This is a genomic window from Staphylococcus sp. CWZ226 (assembly GCF_018986355.1).
In the GTDB taxonomy this organism is placed as follows: Bacteria; Bacillota; Bacilli; order Staphylococcales; family Staphylococcaceae; genus Staphylococcus; species Staphylococcus simulans.
Genome location: NZ_JAHMSB010000001.1, coordinates 148,333 through 169,798, shown reverse-complemented (window position 1 = coordinate 169,798; position 21,466 = coordinate 148,333). Strand labels below are relative to the sequence as shown.

Here is a 21,466-nt window from a genome sequence, read left to right as displayed (position 1 = left end):
AGTTTGGATGAAACAACAAAAAATAACCGCTGAACAGTGATGTCTGTTCAACGGTTATTTGTATTAATAAGCGTTATTTTTAACTTTTTCAACACGTTTTGTACGCAGCATCAATAAGATGAAGTAGGCGATTAAACCGAATTCAAATGTGATAATTAATGCGTGTAGTAAAGCGATGAATAAATTCACGCTTGTGAAGATTGATAAAGCACCTGTGATAATTTGCAGTACGATTAAAAGTAATGCTGCTGTGTAACCATATCGGATGGTACGGTTTTCGTGATAGTGTCTGATTGCATAGTTAAATGCAAGGAACACACTGATTGTAGCGATAAGTGCTAATAATCTATGCATGAATTGTACCCAGTCTTGTTCTGTATGTGGAATCAAGTCTGCGAATGGTAATGGCCATGAACCATAAGATAATGATGAATCTGTATGACGTACTAAAGCACCTGTGTAAATGCCGACATATAAACAAATCGCCATTGTCCAAGTATAGATTCTAAGTTTAGGATCTATGTGTACTTTGTTCGCTTCGTATTTTTTATCTACATCGAAGATGATTAATGTCAATACGAAAACAGATGAGAAGCTGATTAATGAGATACCAAAGTGCAATGCAAGCACGTAATCATTTTGTTGCCAAAGCACTGCTGCAGCTCCGACTAATGCTTGGATAAGCAAGAAACCGACACTGATAATTGCCAGTGGTTTAACTTCTTTGATATACCCGATATTCTTCCAAGCTGTAATGACCAACCATAATACAACGATTAATGATAAAGCAGATGTTGCTCTGTGACTGAGCTCGATAATTGTACTAATAGGTAAGTTTTGCGGTAATAAAGCACCATGACATAACGGCCATGATGATCCGCAACCATCGGCTGAACCTGTTTTTGTTACAAGTGCGCCACCTAATTGAACCCATGCCATAATAACTGTTGCGAGAACAGCTAACCATCTAAGGTTACGTTTTTTAAACAATTTAAAACACCCCACTGATTAATTGACATAGATAAAGGCAGAGGAAAGGAGGGATTTGTACGAACAAGTATGTAAGACGAATCCGAATTCCATGCCTCAAGCCTATTTGTCATTTGATAAATTGTAAATATTTATAAACATTATATCAATAATGGCTATAAATTTTAATAGCATGTGGATTGAAAATGTGTCACAAAAATGACGATTTTTTGAAAATTAGTGTTGTCGCTAAAGTGTCACAAATTTGTCTTATTTAGCCTAGTCAACTATTACTTTTTGCTATATCATTGTATTATATGAATATTTTAAGGAGGGGCATTATGGATAAAGGACATACTTTGTCGCAAGCTTCTGGTCGTGTAACCCTTAAAGAACTGAAAGCAATTATTAAAATGGGGCTCGTTCAAGGGAACTTAATTCCTGCCTTCACAGGAGCATGGCTAGCGATTGTATTAACGAATCACTCCTTCCTATCATCTATACCGCAAATTCTGTTGATGATGATCGGTTCAACGCTCATCATGGGGGGCGCATGTGCACTCAATAACTATTATGACCAAGATATTGACAGCATTATGCCAAGCAAACAGTCAAGACCGACAGTCAATAACAGAATTTCAAATAAAAATTTATTGATTTTAAGTTTCGGAATGATGGTTCTAGGAGAAATCTTATTATTTATCCTAAATATACCATCAGGTGTCATTGGTTTAATGGGCATTATCGGCTACGTATCATTTTATTCAATTTGGTCTAAACGCCACACAACTTGGAATACTGTTATCGGGAGCTTCCCAGGTGCAGTACCGCCTTTAATCGGCTGGACAGCAATTGAAGGCCAACTAAGCTTAACAGCAATTGCGTTATTCTTAGTGGTATTTTGTTGGCAACCGATTCATTTCTATGCCTTAGCTATTAAACGTCAAGACGAATATGCTTTAGCTAAAGTTCCTATGTTACCATCTGTTAGAGGTTTTAACCGTACACGTGTAGGTATGCTTTTATGGTTAGTCGCATTATTACCTTTACCATTATTATTTACAAATTTAGGTACGGTATTCGTTGTATTGGCAACACTTCTGAACTTAGGTTGGATGTATCTTGGCTTAACAAGCTTCAAGAAGAACTTCAATCAAAAGAAATGGGCTACGTTAATGTTTGTTTACTCACTAAACTATTTAGTGCTATTCTTTGCATTAGCAGTCGTAATTTCTTTAATCAATATGATTTAAATAAATTGAAGATAGGATGAGATTTATGAGTCTACCTATATTGCCGACGATAAGTACAAGCTGTATTCAAATTTGTGCGGCGTTAGTTATTGTTGGATGGTACTTGATTAAAAAACGTAAAATTGAAGCGCATAAGAAAGTAATGTTGACTGCGGCATTCTTCGCATTAACATTCTTTATCATTTATGCAAGTAGAACATTCTTTATCGGGAACACTGCTTTCGGTGGACCTGCATGGTTAAAAGGATATTACCATTTCTTCTTGATTTTCCACATCGCGTTATCAACAGTGGGTGGATTAATGGGATTATTCCAAATCATCACAGCGTTTAAAGACAAATTTAATCTTCACCGCAAGGTTGGACCTTGGGCAGCGATTATTTGGATTTTTACAGCGTTCACAGGTATTATCGTGTACATCTTGTTATATGTTATGTACCCAGGTGGAGAAACAACTTCATTATTTAAAGCAACTTTCGGCTTTTAAAATGTAAAACATCGACTGATGACGTTATCTGTTGTCAGTCGATGTTTTTACATAAAGACTATCCTTGCGAGTGTGCGTGTGAAACGTGTACAATGATAATTACTTAACATTGAGGTGGGCGGAGAATGAGGAATTTAATTATTAAAGTTATAGGCGTCTTGCTTCTCATAACTTTTCTTATCTATTTATTTTATTCGCCACGGCTGAAATTTGATGTGTTAGAAAATCCAAACAAGAAATCGTCGACAAAAATTGAACAAACACAGAAAAAAGGGCCGGAGACTGAAAATCCAAAACCTAAGACAGGAATTGGAACATGGGTCAACAATGACATCAGCGGTTTGACGAAGAAATTCGGTCAAGCTGATCGTGTCTATGCATACGCAAATGACTATAAAAACTATGTCTTCAGAGCACAGAATCAATATTATATTGTGACGGCTAAGAATAATATCATTAAATCAGTCTATGCGACAGGAACGAAGGCGGATATTGAACCTATCAATATCTCTGAAGATGCTTCGAGTATTTTTGAAAACACGAGTATTAATCCAGAACCCCGTATCAAAGCTAACGGTAAGTCTTATGATATAGAACTTTCTGATGAAGATATGAAAACACAAATGCTGATAAAATATGGTGATGTGTATGCGCAAGTGTATATCGATCAACAAACCAATAAAGTGGTTGGTGTAAGATTCCTTGATGCTAATGCACTTGTCATGTTTAATCCATATCAAATGACACAAACATCAAATGAAAAAACTGTTAAAAATCAACATAAAGATGTCCCATACGAACAAAACGTCAACCAGTTAATGACGCTTTATGAAGTTACCAATCAAATCAGAAGCTTGAAGGGGCTTAAACCGTTCAAAGTAAATAATGATTTGAGTCACATCGCTTCAGTAAACTTATACGAAAGTACAAATAACAAAAATGTTGAATTTACTGAAGGTGCTTTGAAACAACAACTAGATGATCGTAATATAAAATTTGAAGCCGTAGGACAAAACGTTGGTTATGACTTTAATGACGTACCGACACTCTTGCATAGCTGGTTGAATTCAGACATTCACCGTTCTCGTTTATTGAATACACAATATACTGAAATGGGCGGAGATGTCATGGACGGCTACTATACATTAATATTTATTGGAGACTGATGGAAGGTGACAATATGATTAATTCTGAAATCATTGAGGTTTTAGATGGTGTAGATGAAGTCAGTGAAATGATTTTAAACTCAGAGATTTACCAAGAATATATAGCAGCACGTCAAGCAATGAACGAAGATGAAGCAGCACAAATACATTATCAAACGTTTATGAAATATAAAGAACGTTATGATGAAGTGATGCGTTTTGGTAAATATCATCCAGATTATCAAACAGTGACACGTGCAACGCGTAAAAGTAAACGAGCGTATGACATGGTTCCATCTGTGATGGCGTATAAACAAAAAGAAACTGAACTTCAAAATTTAGTGGATGAAGTCATCACAATTATCGCAACTTCTATTTCAGATAATGTGAAAATTGAAGTAGGGAACCCATTCTTTAGAACAGATATGCATGGATGCAGTACAGGCGGAACATGCCAATGCCAAATCCACGCTTAATATAAAACACAAAGCAACACCCGCTACATAAGCTATAAAGCCGATGGTAGCGGGTGTTGCTTTGTTTATTAATTATTATAATTTGAGTGATCAGTCATATTAATGTTGAGCTTGGTTTTGACGATATTGGAATGCAAGGTCAGGTCTGTCAGTGACAATAGTATGTGTGCCGTTGTTAAATAGGTCGCTCATTAAATCAATACTGTTGACACCGTAATAACCTGGAACGATATTACGAGAATTCAACCAATTGATTAATCGTTTTGAAGTAAGTGGCACACCATGATAACTTGTCGGCATTTGGAAAGTGTTGGCTTGCGCTTCAAACATATTGCCTAAGCCGCTGAAGAATTTAACGATACCTACAGTGACTTCTTCTTGGCTTGCGCCTACCGCAACTGTTCCTAATGCTAATTCAGAAAATCTAGCAATTTGTTCCTGATAGAAACTCGTCACTAATACGCGATCTTGTGCGTTATGACGTACGATAGATTTGTATAATAGTTCTGGTGCAATCGTACCTTCATAAGAGTCTGGACTATCTTTTAAATCCACATTAATGAGCATATCAGGATATAATTCTAACAATTGATCAAATGTCAGGATTTTCGCATCTGGGTGGTCACGATAAGGCGTCTCTTTATTGATGTCTTTAAAATGATAACCTGCATCCAGCTTTTGCAGTTCATCTAAGCGATGTTCACGTACTTTGCCTGAACCGTTAGTAGTACGGTCGACTGTGGCATCGTGAAAGACAATCAATTGTTCATCACTTGTGACCCGTACATCTGTTTCGAAACCATCCACTTCGTAAGATGCCGCTGTATCAAATGCGAGTTTTGTTTGTTCCGGACGTAATGCCATGCCGCCGCGATGGGCGAAGATATAATGGGGCTTACGTGTAAAGAATGCTGGGATAGGTTGAGGTTCTGGTTGTCCTTTTAATTTTGACAAAAAGATAAGTCCGCTGAATATACCGGCAGCACCTGCTACACTGTTTCTGATAAGTCTACTTATTTTTACCATGAAATTTCCTCCTCGTAGTTTATGAAGCTAACCAAAAGTAATATCTAAGAAGCGTGAATGCTTAGTGATACAGGGGTTTGGTTATTTCAAATTTAGTTCAGTCGTGATACTATAGATTAAAGTAATGGAGTGATCAAAATGACAGAAATCATACCAAGAACCAGTTTAATTATATACCTTAAACATATGAAGCATGAACGTCATATTAGAAAATACGGTCATATTGTCAATAGTAATCGTAATCGCAAATATGTCATCATGTATATCAATGAAAATGATGCCGATCATATTGTCAACCGACTCATGAAATTAAAGTATGTGCGTCACATTGAAGGTTCTCCTTATAAATATTTAAAGAAAACGTATGAAAAAGAAAAATACGAAATCAATTAATAGTTACACTACTGTATCAACCAATATAACCCTTATGATATGACATTAAACGTTATTGTAATGGCGGTATCCAATGATATAAGCGTAAGACACCGACTAAATAGTTGAAATAGAGTTCTAAATCATGAAACTCGTCTGAAGATTTAACATCTAATTCGTTTAACGGTAATTGATAATCTTCAGCGAAGCCGCGAATCATTGCTGATTTTTTATTATCCTCTGGATGAGGGTAAGGAAAAGCATTCAACATGATATACATGGCTTGGAAGTAATTGCCTTCAGTTGGATTCATGATAATCGCTGCAGAACTTAAACCTTTGTCTGAACTTGGACTGTTAAAGAACACAATGCATTTAATGCGTTCATGATTATATTGAATAAGTGTTTTGAACTCAAATAAATCGGTGAGTCCTTCACCGAGTACAATAAAAGATTGTTTCATTTTGGGAATAGCCTCCTTATTACCCAAATTATATTATAGAACAAGAGGGGAAGTGAAGTATTAGATGAGAGTGATATCAGGCCAACATAAAAGTAAACCTCTAGAAAGTCTGCAAGGGCGTAATACACGTCCGACAACAGATAAAGTAAAAGAAAGTATCTTTAATACCTTGCATGATGTATCAGGTATCGGTTTGGATTTGTTTGCGGGAAGCGGTGCTTTAGGTATAGAAGCATTGTCTCGTGGTATGGACGAAATGATTTTTGTAGATCAAAATTTTAAAGCAGTCAAAGTAATCAAAGCAAACTTAAACAGCTTAGATTTGATGAAACAAGCAGAAGTCTATAAAAATAATGCTGACCGTGCTTTGAAAGCGTTAGCTAAACGAGACATTCAATTTGATTTAATCTTCTTAGACCCGCCTTATGATAAAGGATTAATTGATAAAGCATTAGCACAAATCGAAGAGTTTAACTTATTGAAGAAAAGTGGTATCATCGTTTGTGAGTTTAACCATAAAGAAAACATTGATACGCACTCTTTTGAAGTGATTAAACGTTATCATTATGGCTTAACGGATACTATGTTATTAGAAAAAGGAGAACATGATGGCTGAAACAAAAGCAGTAATACCAGGTAGTTTCGATCCAATTACATATGGGCATTTGGATATTATTGAACGTGTGGCACACCGTTTTGATGAAATCCACATCTGTGTATTGAAAAACCGTAATAAGTCAGGGACTTTTACTGTGGAAGAACGCATCGCTTTAATTGAAGAATCTGTCGCAAATATCCCGAACGTACAAGTGCACCAATTCAATGGTTTACTTGTAGATTTTTGTGATAAAATCGGCGCAAAAACAATCATTCGAGGATTACGTGCAGTCAGCGACTTTGAATACGAATTACGTTTAACATCTATGAACAAGAAGTTGAATAGTGATGTCGAAACATTATATATGATGACAAGCACGAACTATTCATTCATCAGTTCTAGTGTAGTTAAAGAAGTAGCGCAATATAAAGCGGATATTTCTGAGTTTGTACCGCCTCCTGTAGAAAAAGCATTAAAAGAAAAATTCGGAAACTAATAAAACACGTTTCAACGTCTATTTGTATCATACAAAAGGTGTTGAAACGTGTTTTTTATTTGATATTAAATGTTTTGTAGTTATTGATTTAACTTTTCATAAGCACCGATGGCAACAGCTAAATCAAAGTAAGCTGCACCAACACATTTAAAGACAGTGATGGCGTCATTATTTTTACGATATAGAGTCCCTTGTTGTGAAAGTGTTTTGAGTTCATCATTGATTTCTTCGAAAGTGAATGTTTTATTTTCATTCGCTTCAATCAATTCTCCTGACTCTTCTTTAGCCCCTTCAAGATCATCTACAACGACACTTTCTGCTTGCGTGAAAATATTTGCATCTAGTTCTTTCATATCCGGTTGGTAAGAGCCAATACCGTTGATATGTGTGCCTGGCTGCACATCTTCAGCGTTAAAGACAGGCTGCGTGGAAGGTGTTTGGCAGTTGATAATATCTGCTTGTTTGACCAGTTTTGATACATCTTCTAATACTTGAACATTTAAATCTGGATAATCTTTTAAAATACGTGTTTTAAAGTCTTGTGCTTTTTCTGTTGTACGGTTGTAAAGCAAGACTGTATTGATAGGGCGGACCTCGATATTACCTAAGAATTGTTCGTAAGCCATACCACCTGTACCAATCATACCTAAAGTTGTCGCATTTTCACGGCTCATATATTTAGTCGCAATACCGCTCAGTGCACCAGTTCTCAATCTAGTCAGGTAACTGCCATCTAACATCGCCTTCGTTTCACCATTTTTAAGATTAGTAATCACGATTTGTGCTTGTGTAGTAGGTAGTTGCTGTTTTGGATTCTCTGGTGTGATAGATGTGATTTTGATTGTGCCGAGTTGTTTGGCTAAGTCAACACAAGGCATGTATAACATAGATTTTGCACCATCACCTGTAGGAATCACCGTGCGTGGTGCAGTTTTGATTTGGTTCAGCTTATTGAAACTTTCTTCAATCGCTGTAATCGCATCTTTCATATGATAACGTTCTTTTACTTCCGATTCTGAATAAACTTGCATGTTGATTTACCCCCTTATTGTGACTGTACCCTAATTACAGGTGTATTGAAATCATCAGCGGTTTGACCAGACAGTGCATTATAAATTTCAGTTGCTTTGATTTCTGGTTCAAAATAACTTTCGGTCGCTTTATTAACGTTCGTAATAAAGTGACGATCTGGAAAATCTTTCTTCAATTGTTTTAAGTACGCTTGTCCTTTTTCATTCATACCTAAGATGCGTACAGCGTCAATTTCATTTTGTTTATTTGCTTGTTTAAAGTTTAACAAGCAGTTCATTAACATACGCTGAATACGGGTATACGTATAGCGCTTAGTTTTAAGCAGCTGCATCAATTGATTGAAGTTGTGTGCAGATTGGATTTTTTCTTTTAAACGATACTCAAACCCTTCACTAACCGTATGAATCTCACGTAGTTCTTCAAGAGAGGCGCGTAATAATGTAAATTTCAGATAAGGGAACACCTCATCTAACGTTAATTGCGGTGATGTATACAAGTGTTTAACTGATGATGGAACTACTGTTTCAAAGCTTGAATCATTGTTTTTGAGAGCCTTTCTGATTGCGCTGCCGCTTGCGAAAGTTTGGTTGTCTATGGTTTGGTTATGATGGTTCGTTTGATGTCGTTGTAATGTCAAAGGTGTGATGTGTGCTGCATAGTGTTGAATAGCTTGTACATAAGAGAGACCTAAGATATTATTAGGTGTCTGCAGTAAAGCAGGTTCATCTAATAATTCATGGATGATTCTAGGGTAACTTTTCCCTTCGTGCAGCTTTGTTTGAAATTCTGGATGTTCTTCGATATGGTTGAGTTGCATGGCAACATGTTCGAAATCTTTGATGCTGCCGGATTCACTTCCGAACACGAGTGCATCACAATTAAGATAGTCAGCAACTTTGACACCCATTTCTGCGAAGTATTCTCCAGCAGATAACGCTGCATAAGCAGGAAGCTCAACGACAAGGTCGCAAGCAGAGAGTGCCAATTGTGTGCGTAAAAATTTGTTGTAGATTGCGGGTTCTCCGCGCATCACAAATTGACCGCTCATAATAGCTACAGTGATATCTGCATCAGCGATTTGACGTGCTTGTTCTGCATGGTAGACATGCCCGTTATGGAAGGGGTTATACTCTGTAATCAGTGCTGCGCATTTCATTTGCAATCCGTCCTTTCAGAATTCATTATGATTATTGTATCAAAAAGTCAAGATGTTAAGAAAAAATCTTGACAACTTAACGCTAGAAAGTTAAAATAAATTTTGTGCTTGTTAGAGGTGAAGCCATATGAAATGGTCAATAACGCAATTAAGAAAATATCAAGGTCAGCCTTTTGAATTTGATCAAACAGTAAATTATAATCATTTAATTGATAAATTAGGACTTATAGATTTATCTGATATCCGAGTGAAGGGCAAACTTGATGTCAAATCAAATGAAGTTGTCGCTGATATCCACTTAACTGGTGCGTACACGATGGAAGATGCGCGTACATTAAAACCGGTTGAAGTGCCGATTGATGTGGAAACAACAGAAATATTTGATTTAGAAGGTCATGAGTTTAGTGATAGTGAAGAAGATGATGAACATTATCATCTTGCTACAAACGGAATGATTGATTTACGTGATATCGCAGAAGAGCTTGTCATCATAGAAAAGCCTATCCGAGCAGTGGCTGAAGACAGCAGTTTAGAAGACATGCTGCAGAGCGGTCAAGGTTGGGAAGTTATTGACGAAGACGAATTAGAAGAAAGTGAACAAGCAGAAGAAATCTCTTCTAAGAAAGTCGATCCAAGGCTTCAAAAATTGCAACAATTTTATGATGAAAAGCAATAGAAGTTGATGTACAATAGATAGTATTGTTATTAACATCTTAATCGCACAGTAACAAAGATTTTTGTGTTTGAAATTTAAGGAGGATTAAATCATGGCAGTACCAAAAAGAAGAACATCTAAAACTAGAAAAAATAAACGTCGTACTCACTTTAAATTATCAGTACCAGGTATGACTGAATGCCCTAACTGTGGTGAATACAAATTATCTCACCGCGTTTGTAAAAACTGTGGTTCTTACAACGGTGAAGAAGTCGTTTCAAAATAATTGATGAATAATGAGACCCATCGTATATAACGGTAGGTCTCATTTTTGTTTATGAGAAGCAACATGATAAAATAAGGAAAAATCGTAAATGAGGTAACCGACTATGGAACAAATTACGTCACCGCAAAATACGAAGGTGAAACAAGCGAATAAATTAAAGAAGAAAAAAGAACGAGATAAAACAGGACTGTTGTTGGTAGAAGGGACACATTTGATTGAAGAAGCGGTTCAAAGCCAATTATCAGTAAAACAACTCTTTGTCGTTGAACCTGAACGCTTTGATGCACAATTAATTGAAGCTGCTGAAGAAGCGTTCCATATAAACTTCAAAGTAGCAGAAAGTTTGTCAGGAACTGTGACACCTCAAGGTATCTTTGCGGTCATTGAAAAACCAGAGGTTGCTTCACGTATCGCAGAGGCTAAACAAGTATTACTGCTTGATCGCATTCAAGATCCAGGTAATCTTGGTACGTTGATTCGTACAGCTGATGCAGCTGCGTTGGATTTGATTGTCTTGGCACCAGGAACAGCCGACGCGTATCAAGATAAAGTATTACGCTCAAGCCAAGGCAGTGTCTTCCATTTACCGATTGTCACTCAGCCGATTGAGGAATTTATTAATCAATTTGATGGGCCGGTATACGGCACTGCATTAGAAGATGCGGTGAATTTTAATGAAGAGGATGCACAATCATCTTTCGCGTTATTGCTTGGTAACGAAGGTCAAGGTGTCGATCCAGCATTATTAAGTCACACGACGAAACGTTTAACAATTCCGATGTACGGGGCTGCTGAAAGTCTGAATGTAGCGATTGCAGGCAGTATCTTAATCTATAAATTAAAAGGTTGACCGGTCGGAAGGGATTACTTATAATTAAATGTGATTCAGAGTTTGAGCAGATGACTCAAACAGATAAATTAATACTTTGCCTATAAAAAGACGTAAATTATCAGAAGCAGACTGTTTAGGGAGAATAACCGTGACTGAAAGTTATTCCAGAATGCGATAATTTTTTTCACCTTTTTGGCAACTTAAAGAAATTTAAGTCGGTTCATCACCGTTATCTATGATAAATCAAGTGTATGCGTATGCATAAATTTGGGTGGTACCACGGAAGACTTCGTCCCATATCTCAGGGATAGAAGTCTTTTTTTATTGGCAATATTATTTAGGAGGGGCAGATATGATTCAAACTGAAGAAATGAATCAGCTGAAATCAGAAGCTTTGGCCGATGTGTCACAAGCGTCAGATGAGAAAGCGTTACAAGATGTTAAAGTTAAATACTTAGGTAAAAAAGGTTCTGTTTCAGGTTTAATGAAACAAATGAAAGATTTATCAAATGAAGAAAAACCAAAATTCGGACAAGCAGTCAATGAAGTACGCCAAGCGATTGAACAAGCAATTGCTGAACGTAAAAAAGTGCTTGAACAAGAACGTTTAAATAAACAATTAGAAGAAGAAACAATTGATGTGACTTTACCAAGTCGCCAAATCAAACAAGGTGCAGCGCACCCATTAACACGTACGATTCAAGAAATTGAAGATTTATTCTTAGGTTTAGGTTATGAAATCGTGAATGGTTATGAAGTAGAACAAGATTACTATAACTTCGAAGCATTAAACTTACCGAAATCACACCCAGCACGTGATATGCAAGATACATTCTATATCACAGAAGAAACGTTAATGCGTACACATACCTCACCTGTACAAGCACGTACACTTGAGAAACGTAACGGCCAAGGGCCAGTTAAAATTATTTGTCCTGGTAAAGTATATCGTCGTGACTCAGATGATGCGACACACAGTCACCAATTCACACAAATTGAAGGCTTAGTTGTGGCAGAAAATATTAAAATGAGTGACTTGAAAGGTACGCTTGAACTTGTGGCGAAAAAATTATTCGGTGAAGAACGTGAAATCCGTTTGCGTCCAAGTTACTTCCCATTCACTGAACCTTCAGTAGAAGTCGATGTGTCTTGCTTCAAATGTGGCGGTAAAGGCTGTAACGTATGTAAAGGTTCAGGCTGGATTGAAATCTTAGGTGCCGGTATGGTGCATCCGAATGTTTTAGAAATGGCTGGTTTCGATTCTTCTAAATACACTGGATTCGCATTCGGTATGGGTCCTGACCGTATCGCAATGTTGAAATACGGTATTGAAGATATTCGTTACTTCTATACAAATGATGTCCGTTTCTTAGATCAATTCAAAGCTGTTGAAGATAGAGGTGAAGCATAATGTTTGTATCAAAAGAATGGTTAGAATCTTTAGTTGCGGTTAATGAACCGATTCAATCATTAGCTGAACGTATCACACGTACAGGGATTGAAGTCGATGACATCATTGATTACACAGCTGAAATTAAAAAATTAGTCGTAGGTTATGTGGAAAGTAAAACACAACATCCGAACGCAGATAAATTGAATATTTGTAAAGTGGATATCGGTGAAGAAGAACCCGTACAAATCGTATGTGGTGCACCTAATGTTGATGCTGGGCAATATGTGATTGTCGCAACTGTCGGCGGTCGTTTACCAGGCGGCGTTAAAATTAAACGTGCGAAATTACGTGGTGAAGTTTCTGAAGGTATGATTTGTTCACTTCAAGAAATCGGCGTTCAAAGCAACGTGGTACCTAAAGCATTTGAAGAAGGAATTTATAACTTCCCGAATGAAGTTAAACCAGGTACTGATGCATTAGAAGCATTATACTTAAATGATCAAGTAATGGAATTCGACTTAACACCGAACCGTGCGGATGCATTAAGTATGGTAGGTGCTGCCTATGAAACATCAGCACTTTATGGTGCACCGTTAACATTACCAGAAACACAACCTGACACGACTGAAACTTCAGCATCTGAAGAAATTTCAGTAACAGTTGAAAATCCAGATAAAACACCTTATTACAGTGCACGTGTCGTTAAAAACGTTAAAATCGGCCCATCTCCAATGTGGATGCAAGCACGATTAATGAAAGCCGGTATTCGTCCGATTAATAATGTTGTAGATATTTCAAACTATGTGTTATTAGAATACGGCCAACCACTTCATATGTTTGACCAAGATCATATCGGGTCTGACAAAATTGTCGTGCGCCAAGCTCAAGAAGGCGAAAAAATGACAACGTTAGATGATACAGAACGTGAATTATTAGCGTCAGATATCGTTATCACAAACGGCAAAGAACCGATTGCGCTTGGTGGTGTGATGGGTGGAGACTTCTCTGAAGTTACTGAACAAACACAAAATGTCGTGGTTGAAGGTGCAATCTTCGATCCTGTCAGCATCCGTCATACATCACGTCGTCTTAACTTACGTAGTGAATCTTCAAGCCGATTCGAAAAAGGAATTGCGACTGAATTTGTAGACCAAGCTGTTGACCGTGCATGTTACTTATTAGAACATTACGCACAAGGTGAAGTATTATCAGATCGCGTCGCATCAGGTGACTTAGGCGAATTTATTACACCTATTGAAATTACAGTTGATAAAATTAATAATACAATCGGTTCAGAAATGACAGTTGAAGCGATTGTGAAATCATTAAGTCAACTTGGTTTCAAAACTGAAAATAATGAAGGTAACTTAACAGTCTATGTTCCTTCGCGTCGTAGAGATGTCAAAATCAAAGAAGACTTAATCGAAGAAGTGGCACGTATTTATGGTTATGATGAAATTCCATCAACATTACCAGTCTTCGAACAAGTTACAAGCGGTCAATTGACAGACCGTCAATCAAAAACACGTATTTTAAAACGTACATTAGAAGGTGCAGGTTTAAGTGAAGCAATTACGTATTCATTAGTAGACCGTGCACGTGGTAAAGCATTCTCAGTGAGTGACAAACCAAACATTGAATTGTTAATGCCGATGAGTGAAGCACACGCAGTATTACGTCAAAGTTTATTACCACATTTAATTGATGCGGTGGCTTATAACGTGGCACGTAAAAACACAAATGTATTCTTATATGAAATCGGTCGCGTCTTCTTTGCGAATGGCAAAGGTGAATTACCAGATGAGGTTGAATACTTAAGTGGTATTTTAACTGGTGAATATAGCAGCAACCAATGGCAAGGTAAAAAAGAATTAACAGATTTCTATCTTGCGAAAGGTGTCTTAGATGCAGTTGCGGAAAAATTAGATGTTACATTTGATTACGAGGCAACGCAAATGGATGGTTTACATCCAGGACGTACGGCAAATGTTTTATTAAATGGCGAAGTCATCGGCTTTATCGGTGAATTACACCCGCAATTAGCTGAAGAAAATGATTTAAAACAACGTACGTATGTCTTTGAATTAAACTACGATAAATTGATGAATGTTTCTGTGGGTTACATCAATTATGAACAAATCCCTAAATATCCTGGTGTAACGAGAGATATCGCATTAGAAGTAGATACAACAGTGTCAGCTGCTGAACTTATTAGCACAATCAAAGCACATGGCGGTAAAATCTTACAAGATGCGCAAGTTTTTGATGTCTATGAAGGCGAACATATGGAAGCTGGTAAGAAATCAGTTGCGATCCGTATCTCTTATTTAGATACAGAAAATACGTTAACAGACGAACAAGTGACAGCGGTTCATGATGAAATCGTGAATGCGTTAACTGCAGAAGGTGCAGTGATTCGTTAATTCGGTTCATTTGAAGAAAATGAATTATTAAAAAAACAAGCTCTTTCTACACAGATCATGTGTGGAAGGAGCTTGTTTCATTTTATTTATATATAAAGTGTAAGCAATCTGTTAAGGTGATTAGTTGTTTAACTGTTTTTTACGATAAAGGTCTAAGGCTTTGTCTCTATTTTTAAAGTCAGCTTTTGATATAGAGTCTAATGTCTCTGTACCGTATTGATCAATTAAACGAGCCGCAAATAAATCTACTGTTTGACTTGCCCCTTTTGGAATCGTTTGGTTTATTTTTTTGCCCATATGCTCCATATGTTTCACGAAAGCATAACGGGAAAGGATACTTGCGGCTGCGATGGCTAAAGATTTGGATTCACCTTTTGTTTCGAAACAAGTTTTGTCTGGATAAGGCATAGCTGTCAGTGCGTAATTTTGATAAACACCGCGTACCGCAAATTGGTCAATTACAATATAGTCTAAAGGGAAGTTTTGTGCTTCGATACGGTCTACCACGTTTTCAATGGCATGATTATGCAAAACAGCTTTCATTTTAACTTGTGACCAGCCGAGTTGTTTTTGTTCATTATATCTTTTGTTATCTAATGTTTGTAGTGAGTGGGGAAGGAATGTCACTAATTGCTCAGCTAATTCAACAATTTTATCATCTGATAATTTTTTAGAATCATCGACACCTAATGTTTTTAATACTTCAACATGTTCTTTTGACACATAAGCCGCACAAACAGTAAGCGGACCGAAATAGTCGCCGCTGCCTGCTTCATCACTGCCGATACAGTTGGATGTATTAAATGGATAATCACTGGAATTGATGATTGTTGTTTTCTTCTTCTTTGAGGGTGCTTTAGACGTTGAGGCAGCATTACCTAGTAATTGTTGTGAAACTGCTTCTGCTTGAGTGCCTTGAAACATGACTTTGTTGGAATTATAAATATGAATTGTTGTACCTTGATATTTTGCGCGTGCGCGTGAGCCTTTGGGAAGATTCGTTGTGTCTGCGTTGATTTTGCTAAGTAATTGTTGAATTTGTTCTTCTGTTAATTTTAATACGACGTTCGCCATAGGGATGCTCCTTACTTGTAGTAGTATTCTTATTTTACTATAGGTGCCTGTCGCAATAAAAGGTTATATATTACAGTCTGTTTACATAACATTGGCAAAAAGCGTACACTACTTACATAATAAATGGCACTCGTGTATAATGGTTCGTGATGAATAAATAGAGTGGTTTTCAACAAATCAGTGTGAAAATCAGTTACGATTAATATAAGAGATACACTCATCAGTTGTCGTGGTGAATGAGTGAAAATAAGCAAGATTGGAGTTATCAAATTGGGCGAATTTAAAAATAGAATCAATGTTACGATTAATAACAAAAATTATACAATAGTCGGCGAAGATAATCCTGAGCATATACGTTATGTTGCGCATCTAGTAGATGAAAAAATTCAAGAATTAGGTCGTAAGAGTGCAGGGTTAGATACCACACGTAAAGCAGTATTAACTGCGGTTAACATTATGCATGAAAAGGTGTTATTAGAAGAAGAAAACCGTCGTTTGACACAAGAGTTGAATCGTTTAAAGCATGATGAACAGTAGGGTCTGCCTATGCTGCTAAATTTCTTTATCTTTTTTGTCTTTATTTTGATTGCCGCTATGGGGTTTCACAGAGGATTTTGGTGGAGTCTGCTTCATTTTATAAGTACGGTCGCTGCGTTTATCTTTGCGGCATTATGGTACGCACCGATTGCGAAGCAGTTAGAATTATATGTTCCGTTTCCTAAAACGAAAGCAGCACAAACACATTATTTTATACAATATGATGATATTCATCTGCGCTTTGAAAATATTGTCGCGTTTATCATGATATTTCTAATCAGCAAGTTTATTTTATACCTTATTTTATCTGCGTTTGATAAAATAATGGTAACACAACCCATATCTATCTTGAATCGAAGTTTCGGTGTACTGCTTAGCTTGATCAGCTCTGTGGTCATTGTCTTGCTCGTATTATACTTGTGCAGCTTATATCCGAGCTTTGCGATTCAGCAGCAATTTGCACAATCGATTATCGCAAATTTGATACTCTTTCATACCCCATATCTGTCATCATTTGTGATGGCATTATAATTCAATGAATACAAAGACTAAACAAAGAGGAGGCTGACACATTCGCCAATCTGTTACAGATATACGAATGCCATCAAGTTCCTCTTTTTAATTGGAGTGAATAAAGTGAGTCAACATATTACAAAGAAAGATGTTGTGCGTTTATTAGAGAAGATTGCCACTTACATGGAGTTAAAAGGTGAAAATACATTCAAAGTGTCTGCTTATCGTAAAGCAGCGCAAAGTTTAGAAACAGATGAACGTACGATGGATGAAATTGAAGATGTCACAAAGCTTAAAAATATCGGTAAAGGTGTTGGCGAAGTTATCAATGAATATTTAGCAGCAGGTGAATCTGAAACACTTAAAGCATTAGAAGAAGAAGTGCCTGAAGGTTTAGTGTCATTATTGAAGATTCCAGGTCTTGGCAGTAAAAAGATTCATAAACTTTATAAAGAGCTTGGCATTACGAATAAAGAAGAGCTTGCACGTGCTTGTGAAAATAAAGAAGTCAGTGCGTTAAGTGGTTTCGGTAAAAAGACTGAAGAAAATATCTTAGCGGGTGTCAAAGCGCTAAGTGCACGTAAAGAACGTTATCCTATCAACTTATTGATTAAATTGAATCAAGAAATTGAAGAATATTTAGAGACGATTGATGCGTTAGAACAATATCATGTCGCAGGCAGTTTCCGCAGAGTGAAGGAAATGAGTAAAGATTTAGACTATATAATGAGTACAAATGATCCTGAGACTGTGCAACAAGCCTTATTAAAGGTGCCGCATAAAGTCAAAGATGTGGCAGTAGGATTAACGAAAGTATCGGTAGAAGTTGAATTTGAAGATGAAACAATTGAAATCGACTTCAGAATTGTTGAACCAAACGCATATTATCATACGCTGCAACATTTTACTGGCTCAAAAGATCATAATATCCGTATTCGTCAACTTGCGAAAGCACGCGGTGAAAAAGTCAGTGAATATGGCATTGAACAGCCAGATGGTTCTTTGCTGCAATTAGACAGTGAAGCAGCTATCTATGAACATTTCGGACATGAATGGATTGCGCCGCCAATGCGTGTAGACGGCAGTGAATTTGACCGAGACTTATCTAATATTGTGACTTTAGATGATATTAAAGGCGATGTGCACATGCATACAACCATGAGTGACGGTGCCTTTAGTTTGCGTGAAATGATTGAAGCTAATATTCAAAAAGGCTATGAATATATGGTTATTACAGATCATTCACGTAGTTTACGTGTAGCACATGGTTTAGAAATTGAGCGTTTATTACGTCAAAATGAAGAAATTAAAGCGATGAATGAGGAATATGATGAAATTGATATTTACTCTGGAACTGAAATGGATATTTTAGCAGATGGTACATTAGATTATCCAGATGAGATATTAGCCCAGCTTGATTATGTTATCGCATCGATTCATCAAAGCTTTAATCAAACGGAAGAACAAATTATGCATCGCTTAGAACAAGCATGCCGTAATCCTTATGTGCGTCATATTGCACATCCAACAGGACGTATTATCGGTCGCCGTGACGGCTATAAAGTTAATATGGATCGATTATTCGAGATAGCGAAAGAAACAGGTACCATTTTAGAAATCAATGCGAATCCATTACGTTTAGATTTAAGTGCAGAAGCGTTACGTCATCATCAAGATATTATGGTAACCATCAATACGGATGCACACCATATCGATAACTTAGAGTTGATGAAATATGGTATCGCGACAGCGCAAAAAGCTTTTATTGATAAATCACGTGTGTTGAACACTATGAGCAGAGAAGATTTCAAATCATTTATAAAAAATAATAAAAAGCTAAAGAAATAGAGGGATGTCAGTGAGACAGAAGACATTAGATGTGCTTGATTTCGATAAAATCAAAGCACTTGTAGAAAAAGAAGCTGTCAGTGACTTAGGACGAGAAAAAGCAGCGTCAATGTCACCAGCTTCTGATTATCAAACTGTTGTTCATCAAATAGATGAAACAGACGAAATATCTCAAATTTATAATAAGCATCGTTTACCGAGTTTAAGTGGTTTATCTAAAGTGTCACCGCTTATTCATCGTGCGAAAATCGGCAGTATGTTGAACGTACGTGAATTGAACCAGATTAAGCGTTTAATTCAAGTTCAAAATCAATATAAAACATTCTACAGTCAACTCTTAGAAGAAGAGGAAGCTATCAATTATCCGATTTTAGATGAGCGTATGACTCAATTGCCGATTCTTTCGGATTTGTATCAAGAAATTAAACAAAAATGTGATGCTTATGATTTATTTGATGATGCAAGCTATGAACTGCAAAGTATCAGAAGTCGCATTCATAGTACGTCACAACGCATTAAACAAAACTTAGACCGTGTGGTTAAAAGTCAATCGAACCAAAAGAAATTATCAGATTCGATTATTACAGTCAGAAATGATAGACATGTAATACCAGTAAAAGCGGAATATCGTCAAGACTTTAATGGTATCGTTCATGACCAATCATCTTCAGGTCAAACGTTATATATTGAACCTTCAGCTGTGGTAGAAATGAATAACAAAATCAGCCGACTCCGTAATGATGAGAAAGCAGAAGTCGAACGTATTTTGACGGAGTTGACGTTAGAAGTTGCTGGTGAAGCGGATGCTTGTTTAATTGCAGAGTCTGTAATGGGACAAATCGACTTCTTAACTGCGAAAGCACGATACGGCAGTTCTATTAAAGGGACGAAACCTGAATTTACAGAAGAACGTAAGGTGTATTTACCAAAAGCATTCCATCCATTATTAGATCCAAAAACGGTTGTTGCGAATACTATTGAATTTGTAGATGGCATTCAAACTGTGATTATTACGGGTCCGAATACTGGTGGTAAAACTGTCACATTGAAAACGTTAGGTTTAATCATCGTGATGGCACAATCAGGTTTATTAATTCCAACATTAGACGGTAGTAAACTCGGTGTCTTTGATAATGTTTATTGTGATATCGGTGATGAACAATCGATTGAACAATCATTATCAACGTTCTCTTCTCATATGAAGAATATTGTAGAGATTTTAAAACATGCAGATCACAACAGTGTGATTCTCTTTGACGAACTTGGTGCTGGTACAGACCCAAGTGAAGGGGCAGCACTCGCAATGAGTATTTTAGATAATGTACAAAAACGCGGTGCATTAGTGATGGCTACGACACACTATCCTGAATTAAAAGCCTATAGTTATAACCGAGAGGGTGTCATGAACGCCAGTGTGGAATTCGATGTGAATACGCTCAGCCCAACGTATAAATTATTAATGGGTGTGCCTGGACGTTCAAATGCCTTTGAAATTTCAAGTAAACTCGGTTTAAACGGCAAAATTATTCGTGATGCGAAAGCGATGATTGGGCAAGATGAGCAAGAAATCAACAATATGATTGCTTCACTAGAGAAGAATACGAAACGTGTAGATAATCAACGTATTGAATTAGAACAATTATTACGAGAAGCACAAGATTTACACCGTCAATTGAGTCAGAAATATGATCAATATCAAAATTACGAAAAACAATTGATGGATGAAGCGAAAACGAAAGCCAATCAACGTGTTAAAGCTGCGACAAAAGAAGCAGAAGAAATTATTTCAGATTTACGTCAGTTAAGAGATGAGAAAAACGCTGATGTGAAAGAGCACGAGTTGATTGAAAAACGTAAACACTTAGATGAGCAATACGAAGCAACTGACCTTAAACAAAATGTGAAGAAGAAAAAATGGGATGAGATTAAAGCTGGCGATGAAGTCAAAGTCTTAACCTATGGTCAAAAAGGTGAAGTGCTTGAAATCTTGGATGATGAAGAAGCAGTGGTTCAAATGGGCATCATTAAAATGAAATTACCGATTGCCGACTTAGAGAAGAAACAAAAGACACAAGAACCACAAACGAAAATGGTATCACGTTCGAACCGTTCTCCAGTGAAAATGGAGTTAGACTTAAGAGGTTATCGTTATGATGAAGCGGTAACAGCTTTAGATCAGTACCTAGATCAAGCCATGCTCAGCAACTACGAGAATGTTTATATTATTCACGGGAAGGGAACAGGAGCATTGCAGAAGGCAGTGCAACAACATTTGAAACGACATAAAAATATTGCCTCTTACCGCACGGGTACACCAAGTGAAGGTGGCTTCGGTGTAACAGTTGCGACGTTGAAATAATACGATTATGAAAATAATATGAAGAAATATAAAAAAGAATGTGGTTATGAGCAAAGCCGATGCAATTACAAAT

General features: G+C 36.8%; 22 protein-coding genes. 16 read left to right on the top strand and 6 right to left on the bottom strand.

From position 1 onward, the window contains the following. Positions 1-63: 63 nt before the first annotated feature. A complete protein-coding gene (locus tag KRR19_RS00820) occupies positions 64-990 on the bottom strand; it encodes a COX15/CtaA family protein (protein ID WP_057510365.1) in 927 nt (308 codons plus the stop codon). A gap of 320 nt (positions 991-1,310) precedes the next feature. On the opposite strand from KRR19_RS00820, the gene cyoE reads away from it, so the two are divergent. The 4 genes from cyoE to KRR19_RS00800 all read left to right on the top strand — a co-directional run bounded on the left by cyoE (position 1,311) and on the right by KRR19_RS00800 (position 4,330). After that, positions 1,311-2,222 carry a heme o synthase gene (gene cyoE / locus KRR19_RS00815; protein ID WP_002480546.1) on the top strand — a complete coding sequence of 304 codons (912 nt, stop codon included), beginning with the start codon at positions 1,311-1,313 and terminating at the stop codon, positions 2,220-2,222. A 25-nt stretch (positions 2,223-2,247) separates the two neighbouring features. Beyond that, a complete protein-coding gene (locus KRR19_RS00810; protein ID WP_002480547.1) occupies positions 2,248-2,709 on the top strand; it encodes a DUF420 domain-containing protein in 462 nt (153 codons plus the stop codon). A gap of 125 nt (positions 2,710-2,834) precedes the next feature. Continuing rightward, positions 2,835-3,875 (top strand): CAP domain-containing protein, encoded by a 1,041-nt coding sequence (locus KRR19_RS00805; RefSeq protein ID WP_105966786.1) that lies wholly within the window; start codon positions 2,835-2,837, stop codon positions 3,873-3,875. Positions 3,876-3,889: 14 nt separating this feature from the next. Then, complete coding sequence (locus tag KRR19_RS00800) at positions 3,890-4,330, top strand: YlbF/YmcA family competence regulator (protein ID WP_105978380.1); 441 nt, start codon at positions 3,890-3,892, stop codon at positions 4,328-4,330. A 99-nt stretch (positions 4,331-4,429) separates the two neighbouring features. On the opposite strand, the gene KRR19_RS00795 is transcribed toward KRR19_RS00800, so the two are convergent. Next, on the bottom strand, positions 4,430-5,356 hold the full coding sequence (locus KRR19_RS00795; RefSeq protein WP_002480550.1) for a lysophosphatidylglycerol phospholipase D: 927 nt from the start codon (positions 5,354-5,356) through the stop codon (positions 4,430-4,432). A gap of 138 nt (positions 5,357-5,494) precedes the next feature. Here KRR19_RS00795 and KRR19_RS00790 point away from each other — a divergent pair, with 138 nt between their 5' ends. After that, positions 5,495-5,749 (top strand): DUF2129 domain-containing protein, encoded by a 255-nt coding sequence (locus tag KRR19_RS00790; protein ID WP_002480551.1) that lies wholly within the window; start codon positions 5,495-5,497, stop codon positions 5,747-5,749. A 52-nt stretch (positions 5,750-5,801) separates the two neighbouring features. Here KRR19_RS00790 and KRR19_RS00785 read toward each other — a convergent pair whose 3' ends face one another. Next, entirely contained in the window at positions 5,802-6,191 is a 390-nt protein-coding gene (locus KRR19_RS00785) for a DUF7147 family protein (RefSeq protein ID WP_156666872.1), read from the bottom strand. 64 nt (positions 6,192-6,255) lie between these two features. On the opposite strand from KRR19_RS00785, the gene rsmD reads away from it, so the two are divergent. Both rsmD and coaD read left to right on the top strand, forming a co-directional pair. Then, positions 6,256-6,807: a 16S rRNA (guanine(966)-N(2))-methyltransferase RsmD gene (rsmD, locus tag KRR19_RS00780; protein WP_002480553.1), complete on the top strand. Its 552-nt coding sequence runs from the start codon at positions 6,256-6,258 to the stop codon at positions 6,805-6,807. Next, positions 6,800-7,285, top strand: coding sequence for a pantetheine-phosphate adenylyltransferase (coaD, locus tag KRR19_RS00775; RefSeq protein WP_002480554.1), 486 nt, complete (start codon positions 6,800-6,802; stop codon positions 7,283-7,285). Before rsmD ends, coaD begins: the two co-directional genes overlap by 8 nt. 80 nt (positions 7,286-7,365) lie before the next feature. Here the strand turns inward: coaD and KRR19_RS00770 are convergent, their stop codons facing one another. Further along, positions 7,366-8,316 (bottom strand): ornithine cyclodeaminase family protein, encoded by a 951-nt coding sequence (locus KRR19_RS00770; protein WP_023015930.1) that lies wholly within the window; start codon positions 8,314-8,316, stop codon positions 7,366-7,368. A 14-nt stretch (positions 8,317-8,330) separates the two neighbouring features. Further along, positions 8,331-9,473 carry a nucleotidyltransferase gene (locus tag KRR19_RS00765; RefSeq protein WP_156666871.1) on the bottom strand — a complete coding sequence of 381 codons (1,143 nt, stop codon included), beginning with the start codon at positions 9,471-9,473 and terminating at the stop codon, positions 8,331-8,333. A 127-nt stretch (positions 9,474-9,600) separates the two neighbouring features. Here KRR19_RS00765 and KRR19_RS00760 point away from each other — a divergent pair, with 127 nt between their 5' ends. From KRR19_RS00760 to pheT, 5 genes are all read left to right on the top strand, one after another. Next, on the top strand, positions 9,601-10,149 hold the full coding sequence (locus tag KRR19_RS00760; protein ID WP_002480557.1) for a YceD family protein: 549 nt from the start codon (positions 9,601-9,603) through the stop codon (positions 10,147-10,149). Between the two features lie 91 nt (positions 10,150-10,240). Then, the gene (rpmF, locus tag KRR19_RS00755; RefSeq protein WP_002480558.1) at positions 10,241-10,414 is read left to right on the top strand and encodes a 50S ribosomal protein L32; all 174 of its coding nucleotides are present in this window, start codon (positions 10,241-10,243) and stop codon (positions 10,412-10,414) included. A gap of 103 nt (positions 10,415-10,517) precedes the next feature. Then, a complete protein-coding gene (locus KRR19_RS00750; protein WP_002480559.1) occupies positions 10,518-11,264 on the top strand; it encodes a TrmH family RNA methyltransferase in 747 nt (248 codons plus the stop codon). A gap of 334 nt (positions 11,265-11,598) precedes the next feature. Further along, positions 11,599-12,657: a phenylalanine--tRNA ligase subunit alpha gene (pheS, locus tag KRR19_RS00745; protein WP_002480560.1), complete on the top strand. Its 1,059-nt coding sequence runs from the start codon at positions 11,599-11,601 to the stop codon at positions 12,655-12,657. Next, complete coding sequence (pheT, locus tag KRR19_RS00740; RefSeq protein WP_023015927.1) at positions 12,657-15,062, top strand: phenylalanine--tRNA ligase subunit beta; 2,406 nt, start codon at positions 12,657-12,659, stop codon at positions 15,060-15,062. The genes pheS and pheT overlap by 1 nt, the downstream gene beginning before the upstream one ends. Positions 15,063-15,182: 120 nt before the next feature. On the opposite strand, the gene rnhC is transcribed toward pheT, so the two are convergent. Further along, complete coding sequence (rnhC, locus tag KRR19_RS00735) at positions 15,183-16,136, bottom strand: ribonuclease HIII (protein ID WP_156666869.1); 954 nt, start codon at positions 16,134-16,136, stop codon at positions 15,183-15,185. A 270-nt stretch (positions 16,137-16,406) separates the two neighbouring features. Here rnhC and zapA point away from each other — a divergent pair, with 270 nt between their 5' ends. The 4 genes from zapA to KRR19_RS00715 all read left to right on the top strand — a co-directional run bounded on the left by zapA (position 16,407) and on the right by KRR19_RS00715 (position 21,393). Beyond that, on the top strand, positions 16,407-16,673 hold the full coding sequence (gene zapA / locus KRR19_RS00730) for a cell division protein ZapA (RefSeq protein WP_002480563.1): 267 nt from the start codon (positions 16,407-16,409) through the stop codon (positions 16,671-16,673). Positions 16,674-16,682: 9 nt separating this feature from the next. Continuing rightward, positions 16,683-17,204, top strand: a complete 522-nt coding sequence (locus tag KRR19_RS00725; RefSeq protein WP_156666868.1) for a CvpA family protein — start codon at positions 16,683-16,685, stop codon at positions 17,202-17,204. Positions 17,205-17,321: 117 nt separating this feature from the next. After that, positions 17,322-19,034, top strand: coding sequence for a DNA polymerase/3'-5' exonuclease PolX (polX, locus tag KRR19_RS00720; protein WP_156666883.1), 1,713 nt, complete (start codon positions 17,322-17,324; stop codon positions 19,032-19,034). A gap of 10 nt (positions 19,035-19,044) precedes the next feature. Further along, positions 19,045-21,393, top strand: coding sequence for an endonuclease MutS2 (locus KRR19_RS00715; protein ID WP_060803921.1), 2,349 nt, complete (start codon positions 19,045-19,047; stop codon positions 21,391-21,393). Positions 21,394-21,466 lie beyond the last annotated feature (73 nt).

Bases quoted from the DNA above. Each gene is read 5' to 3' on its own strand.
- KRR19_RS00810 (WP_002480547.1), top strand. From the start codon at position 2,248: ATGAGTCTACCTATATTGCCGACGATAAGTACAAGCTGTATTCAAATT.
- KRR19_RS00805 (WP_105966786.1), top strand. From the start codon at position 2,835: ATGAGGAATTTAATTATTAAAGTTATAGGCGTCTTGCTTCTCATAACT.
- KRR19_RS00725 (WP_156666868.1), top strand. From the start codon at position 16,683: ATGCTGCTAAATTTCTTTATCTTTTTTGTCTTTATTTTGATTGCCGCT.
- KRR19_RS00770 (WP_023015930.1), bottom strand. From the start codon at position 8,316: ATGCAAGTTTATTCAGAATCGGAAGTAAAAGAACGTTATCATATGAAA.
- pheT (WP_023015927.1), top strand. From the start codon at position 12,657: ATGTTTGTATCAAAAGAATGGTTAGAATCTTTAGTTGCGGTTAATGAA.
- rnhC (WP_156666869.1), bottom strand. From the start codon at position 16,136: ATGGCGAACGTCGTATTAAAATTAACAGAAGAACAAATTCAACAATTA.
- pheS (WP_002480560.1), top strand. From the start codon at position 11,599: ATGATTCAAACTGAAGAAATGAATCAGCTGAAATCAGAAGCTTTGGCC.
- rsmD (WP_002480553.1), top strand. From the start codon at position 6,256: ATGAGAGTGATATCAGGCCAACATAAAAGTAAACCTCTAGAAAGTCTG.
- KRR19_RS00785 (WP_156666872.1), bottom strand. From the start codon at position 6,191: ATGAAACAATCTTTTATTGTACTCGGTGAAGGACTCACCGATTTATTT.
- cyoE (WP_002480546.1), top strand. From the start codon at position 1,311: ATGGATAAAGGACATACTTTGTCGCAAGCTTCTGGTCGTGTAACCCTT.
- coaD (WP_002480554.1), top strand. From the start codon at position 6,800: ATGGCTGAAACAAAAGCAGTAATACCAGGTAGTTTCGATCCAATTACA.
- KRR19_RS00750 (WP_002480559.1), top strand. From the start codon at position 10,518: ATGGAACAAATTACGTCACCGCAAAATACGAAGGTGAAACAAGCGAAT.
- KRR19_RS00795 (WP_002480550.1), bottom strand. From the start codon at position 5,356: ATGGTAAAAATAAGTAGACTTATCAGAAACAGTGTAGCAGGTGCTGCC.
- KRR19_RS00760 (WP_002480557.1), top strand. From the start codon at position 9,601: ATGAAATGGTCAATAACGCAATTAAGAAAATATCAAGGTCAGCCTTTT.
- KRR19_RS00790 (WP_002480551.1), top strand. From the start codon at position 5,495: ATGACAGAAATCATACCAAGAACCAGTTTAATTATATACCTTAAACAT.
- KRR19_RS00800 (WP_105978380.1), top strand. From the start codon at position 3,890: ATGATTAATTCTGAAATCATTGAGGTTTTAGATGGTGTAGATGAAGTC.
- rpmF (WP_002480558.1), top strand. From the start codon at position 10,241: ATGGCAGTACCAAAAAGAAGAACATCTAAAACTAGAAAAAATAAACGT.
- KRR19_RS00765 (WP_156666871.1), bottom strand. From the start codon at position 9,473: ATGAAATGCGCAGCACTGATTACAGAGTATAACCCCTTCCATAACGGG.